We start from the raw sequence: 4383 nt of genomic DNA on the forward strand, positions 1-4383 counted from the left end.
CGCTTGCCGAGCGCGGCTGTCTTCCCGCGGGTTCCCCGATTGCTTACTGGCGGAGGGCGAACTGGAAAGTCCGCCCTCCCAGCCCGCTCTTGAGAAAAGACGATGTATATGTTCGAGGATTGCCTCTTCCTCGGTCAGACCGACAATCCGTGTAAGGTACTCATTCTTCCAGAGAACGATGTTCGTCGGGAAGTTGGACACCGCCCATGCGCTCATGTCCTCCGGGCGATTCGTCGATAGGCTGTCCGATGTTTCAGTTTCGTAGACGGCGCCAGGCAAACCGCGGGCGACACGCTCAAAACGCTCACTCATCATCAAGTCGAGACCACTAATTTCGTTCCTGGCAGTATAGAATGTCTGAGAAAACGTGCCGGCTATTTAGTGTCTCCGGAAGTCACCGCCAATCGTAGCGTAGCCCTATTTCCGCGGCAGAGTGCACTGTATATTGTTTCATTGCTAAAGGAGGCGCCATGAACCTTTCTTCGACTCTATCCACGAGATTCATTATCCTCGTCGTGTTCACATTCTCGACGCTGGGTGCATGGGCAACGCCAATTGTGTCGGAGGGTGAATCGCCGGACGCGGCATGGATTTCCTATGACATCACTTCCAACCGATGGCTGTTTGACGCACAAAAGATCGTGTCGCGCAATGACGTGCTCTATACCGGTCCGGCGTTCAACAAGTGGAAGTCCATGCCGGTTGGCGGTGGCGATTTCTCCGCGATGGTGCGTTGTGACGGAGACCTGGATATCCATCTTTCAAAATGCGACAACCTTACAGGCAGCCTGGGGCACGTTAGGTTCGACCTGGGACCACGCGGCAAAGAATTGGCCGAGAAATACTTTCGCCAGCGTCTTGACCTGTACCGCGGAAAGGTCGTGGCAACGCTGGGCGATGAAAAAGACGGGCCTCGTATCGAAGTCTGGGGACATCCAGAGTACCGAATCATCATTGTGGACATCTATGACCCGCAGTCGATGTTAGGACCGATCAAACTTGAGCTCTCTGAATGGCGCGCAACGATGAGCGTCGGCAATACGCCAGCCACGCTTTGGGCTAAGGAAGTTTCGACAAGCCGCGCCGGCGGCATTGAAACGGGCATGCAGGACTTCTTCACGGATGAGAGTGATCCCGTTCTCGGTCGTGGGAATAGCGTCGTACTAGGCACGCCGTCTTTCCTGCCGCAGTCAATCGCCATAAACGAAAAGACCGCAACGATGTCTCTGCCGGACCAACGCCCCGGGGAATACTCATTCATCATCTCTGCGGCGGTCACAATCAAGTCCGACCCGTTGGAGGCGGCTGAAAAGCAACTTCAGACGGTCCTCGCGAAGCCCATGGGTGCACTTCGCGACGAGCATCAGGCCTGGTGGAGGGATTATTGGAGTAAGTCATTTGTTCGATTGCACAGCAGCGACCAGCAAGCCGAATGGCTCACGGCCGCATACCACGTGCATCTCTACACGTTAGGCTGCGTCAACCGCGGACAGTATCCGGCAAACTACGGCGGCGGCGGTCTTCTCATTGACGGCGATCAACGCGACGGTCATCCCGTGGCCGATTGGGTGCAGGAGGTGCGCTTCAACTTCATGCCCCTGTACGCAGCCAATCGCCTCGAGATGGCGCGCGGCCTGCCGGACGCCTTCACACGCATGGTCCCTTACCTTCAGAAACAGACCGAGAACGCGTTTGGCTTCCCTGGTATCTGGGTTCCCGAGACCTATTTGCCTTGGGGACACAGCCTCACGGTGAACATTGTGGAGGATGGCAAAACCGAGAACGGCGATTGGTACCGGCGGGACGTTCGCAAGATACCCTATGGGAAATTCACCTACTTCGCCACGCACGTTGGCCTGATATTCACGTCCGGCTTGGAGATTAGTCACCACTATCTGGAGTACTACCACTACTCCGGCGATGAGAGCTACCTGCGTGAGCAGGCGTACCCCTTTGTCCGGGGCGTCTGCGAATTCATTTCCAACCTCCTGCAGAAGGAGGAGGATGGGCGCTACCACCTCGATCCTGCAAACGCGCTGGAGACGTGGTGGCAGGTGCGCGACCCCGCAGATACTTTCGATGGCATTCGCGCCGTCTTTCCGGAGTTTATTCGCTTGTCCGAGCAGTACGGGGAAGATGCCGCGCTTCGCGCCAAGTGTCAGGAAGTGCTTACGGCGCTGCCCGACAACAGTCTCGGACGATGGTACGACGACGGGCGGACGGACCCCGAAGTTGACTCGTACGCGCCCGCCGCCGGCAAGCATGGCTTTCCCAATCGCATCAATTGTGAAAACCCGGCGCTCTATCGCGTCTATCCATTTGGGCTGAGCGGCATTGGCAGCCCTGACTATGACCGCTGTGTGCGCACCTTTGAATATCGGCAGTGTCCGTTGTGGTGGGGGTGGTCGATGGATGCTATTTGGGCGGCGCGGCTCGGCCTAAAGGACCAGGCGTGCATTCTGTTGGCGGAACACGCACGCCGTTTCAATACGTGGCCGTACGGTGGTTGGGAAGTGATTCATTGCCGTCCCGTTCCCCGCGACAACTCCTTTGCCCCGCCCTTTCTCGACGGCGGCGGTTGCTCCGCCACCGGACTCCAGGAGATTCTCATGCAGAGTCACGGCGGAATCATCCGAATTACACCGGCCCTTTCACCCTTGTGGAGCGGCGTATTCCAACTGCGTGCGCGGGACGGTTTCATGGTCGCTTCGGACGTCTGGAAAGGCGTTCCTCGCGTGGTCGAGGTCAGAAGTCTTTGGGGCAGGCGATGCCGGGTCGCCAATCCGTGGCCAGGTCCATGCCGCGTGCTTCACGGGAATCAAGTGCTTTTAAATTGTGATGAGCAGATCCTTGAGTTCGAGACCAGTGCCGACGAAGTTTACGTGATCGAGTCCGTGGAACATCCGGTGTCCGCATACACCGGGAAGCCGCTTGAAGAAAGGTTCTCCGAAGCCCGCGGCTATGCTGCTCAAGGGTTGCCCGGAAGACACGAATAGGCTGTATCGGACGCCTGAGGGGGTACCTCTTGGACAGTGGACAACCTGTGCGCTGATGCGTCGGGGCCTCTGGCACTTGGCCAGGGCGAGTACGGCGGCTCTGTCAGACCACGTGGCGAGCGGAAGTCGATGTCCTCCACCGTGGTGGTCAGGCGCAGATTGGCCCGCTTCAAGCGGGACGCGAGTCGGGCATTGTCGTGAGCGGTCATCTCGCTGTCCACGAGCAGCTCTCGCCATTCCTCGAAACTGAGTGTGGCGCACTCACTCAGGTCCAGTTACTCGCGCAGACCCCGAGCTATGCCATACAGGCGCAAGGCTTCCACCTTGTCCAGCGTGGGTTGGTTCAGCATGATTCGGCCTCCTTTTCGTAGTACTCGGCGCCGCGAGTGCTGTCGTGGTCGCGCGTGGGCGCAGGCGGGTCTTCTGGGGCAGCGGCCGCTTGTCTCCTGCGTTGTGGCGGGGTCTTGACCCAGCCACTCCCCGCGACCGTCAGGTCTCAACTCCGCCTCGGTCATCGAAGGCGTGGTGTAGGTCGTAGACTACGTGCAACGTGAGCTATGAGGCATTCGATATGGCTGTTGCTTATACACCCTATCTCCGCCAGCACACCCACCCGCAATTGCTCACACTCACTGTCATCCCGAGTCCGCCTCCAGCGGACGAGGGATCTGGCTTAAACCAAACAGCCAGCGCCGCGATCGCCGAGCGCGGCGTGTTGCTTGCGCCCTGACAGGGCGCTCGTTGGGTGGTGGCGGGTACCTGGGGTTTCAATTCGCGTCGTTGACGCGAATCTCACCCCAGGCTGGAGTATTTCGCGCTTGCAGCGCTCTGGAGTATCGAGTCAAATCGTCGGTGTTCATCCGTGGTTGAGTCTCTTTTGGTTGCGGCTATGCCGCGCCAGGCTACTATGTCGTGCGCGTTCGGCGCGGAAGAAGGAAAGAAGGAAATTGGACATGATTGACAGGATTCACAAGATAGTCGGGTTGCAACTCGAAACGCATATGAGAGTGGAGATGTTCAGGATAAGGCCAGCTTCGGGGCGAAGGAGGACTTTGGTCCAAGTCTATACTGCCCGTGTCTGGAAGAGTCTGTGTAGGCTGCACGCATTTCCCCGTGTTCCGAAATCATACCCACCAGATTGATGCCTTTTCGGTGTTCATCGGTGTGAATCGGTGGTTGAGTCACTTTCGCAAAGGCGCAACCGACAGACCCGTCTCCACTTCGTTTCGCTTGGGTCGGTCCCGCGTTTGCCGTCGCGTTTGCCGCCTCATTCGCACCCCCTGCCGGCATCGTGTAGAATCCCCGGTTTGGGTGCGGACGTTGATACCAAGGAGTATTTCTTGTGAGGGCAATTGCTGCGTTATTGCTAATCATTCCGGGCGCGTAT

The 4383-nt window shown here is 58.1% G+C and carries 3 protein-coding genes; 1 reads left to right on the top strand and 2 read right to left on the bottom strand.

Going from position 1 to position 4383, the window contains the following annotated elements; all coding sequences use genetic code 11:
* Positions 1 to 315, bottom strand: a 315-nt coding sequence (locus K1Y02_25590; protein MBX7259754.1) for a hypothetical protein, incomplete at its 3' end; no start/stop codon positions are given.
* Between the two features lie 155 nt (positions 316 to 470).
* Between K1Y02_25590 and K1Y02_25595 the strand changes: the two genes are divergently transcribed.
* Entirely contained in the window at positions 471 to 2996 is a 2526-nt protein-coding gene (locus K1Y02_25595; GenBank protein MBX7259755.1) for a hypothetical protein, read from the top strand.
* Here the strand turns inward: K1Y02_25595 and K1Y02_25600 are convergent.
* A complete protein-coding gene (locus K1Y02_25600) occupies positions 2969 to 3271 on the bottom strand; it encodes an ATP-binding protein (GenBank protein MBX7259756.1) in 303 nt (100 codons plus the stop codon). The genes K1Y02_25595 and K1Y02_25600 overlap by 28 nt on opposite strands.
* Positions 3272 to 4383: the final 1112 nt, after the last annotated feature.

The sequence above is a fragment of the Candidatus Hydrogenedentota bacterium genome (genome assembly GCA_019695095.1).
Taxonomy (GTDB): Bacteria; Hydrogenedentota; Hydrogenedentia; order Hydrogenedentales; family SLHB01; genus JAIBAQ01.

Excerpts from the sequence above, each read along its gene's own strand:
- K1Y02_25595 (MBX7259755.1), top strand. The coding sequence starts at position 471 with ATGAACCTTTCTTCGACTCTATCCACGAGATTCATTATCCTCGTCGTG.